This is a genomic window from Amycolatopsis sp. NPDC003676 (assembly GCF_053587275.1).
On the sequence record NZ_JBSFNS010000447.1, the window covers coordinates 1 to 1,031 of the forward strand.

General features: G+C 65.1%; 1 protein-coding gene and 1 pseudogene. One reads left to right on the forward strand and one right to left on the reverse strand.

Features of this window, described 5'->3' with window-relative positions; all coding sequences use genetic code 11:
• A pseudogene (locus tag ACWDNU_RS47125) lies at positions 1-378 on the reverse strand (hypothetical protein); the annotation flags it as partial.
• Between the two features lie 374 nt (positions 379-752).
• On the opposite strand from ACWDNU_RS47125, the gene ACWDNU_RS47130 reads away from it, so the two are divergent.
• Positions 753-971 carry a WhiB family transcriptional regulator gene (locus tag ACWDNU_RS47130; RefSeq protein WP_449673617.1) on the forward strand — a complete coding sequence of 73 codons (219 nt, stop codon included), beginning with the start codon at positions 753-755 and terminating at the stop codon, positions 969-971.
• Positions 972-1,031: the final 60 nt, after the last annotated feature.

Genomic DNA, 1,031 nt, shown 5'->3' on the forward strand with positions numbered 1-1,031 from the left:
CGGCGGACCCGGTTTCGGTGCGGGTGCTGGACATTTCCGGCGCTCCGGTGGACGGCCAGGCGCGGCCGAAGCTGACCGAGCCGGAGGTCTCGCAGACACGATCGCCAGCTTCATGTTGTTGGAGATGCGATCGCTCGGCACCTCGAACCGTCGCTGCTCGTAGAGCCAGGCGATGGGCGCGCCGTTCGCGTCGACCATGGTCGAGACGGCCGGGACCGTGCCTTCGACCAGTTCGGCTGACACGTTGTCGACGGCATCGGCGGCTCGGTTGGAGATGAACCCGAATCCACCGGCCAAGGGGAACAACAGCCCGGCGACTAGCACGGAGGCCAGCGCGCAGCTGCCGGCCAGCCTCGCGAGCGTTTGAGTGATCGGCACCCGCCCAGCCTAAAGGGTGGGGTGGCGGTGTTCACGGCTGTGCTGCTCGACAGGTGATGTCCGGTCGGTGCCAGGGGGGTTGCTCGGGCGTGTCAACAAAATGATCACATCGGCGTGTCGCGCCCGGCCACGCCGGTGAACAGCAGGACTGCCCGGTCGGATCGGTGATTTGAATGGACGGCCGTACCAAAAAATCGGGGGGTGGTCTTGCGCAAGCGCCATACCTTTACCTAGATTGAGAACCCAGTGTGATAGAGCTAACACTCAAAGTGGAATGTGGTGCGGACCGCAGCGGTAGTTGGGTTGCTGTGATCCGCGCTCGCGATTCTGGAGCGCCGCACAACGGTGTTCGGACTGCAAAGGGGCACATCAAAATGCACATCACAACCCCCATCGCTCGACTGGATGTAGAGCAGGCCGAGGCAAGGATCGCTTGGGTTGCCCAGGCGCGATGCAAGGAAGTGGACCCTGATCAGCTGTTCGTTCGTGGTGCGGCGCAGCGCAAGGCGGCGACGATCTGCCGCCATTGCCCGGTGTTGATGCAGTGTGGCGCCGACGGGCGAGCGCGGGAAGGATCAGCAGGTACGGCATGAGCCGCTCGCTGAACCAGCCGCTGCCCCGCTTCCGCGCCGCCCCGACGTGCGCCGGTGCCG

Excerpts from the sequence above, each read along its gene's own strand:
- ACWDNU_RS47130 (WP_449673617.1), top strand. The coding sequence starts at position 753 with ATGCACATCACAACCCCCATCGCTCGACTGGATGTAGAGCAGGCCGAG.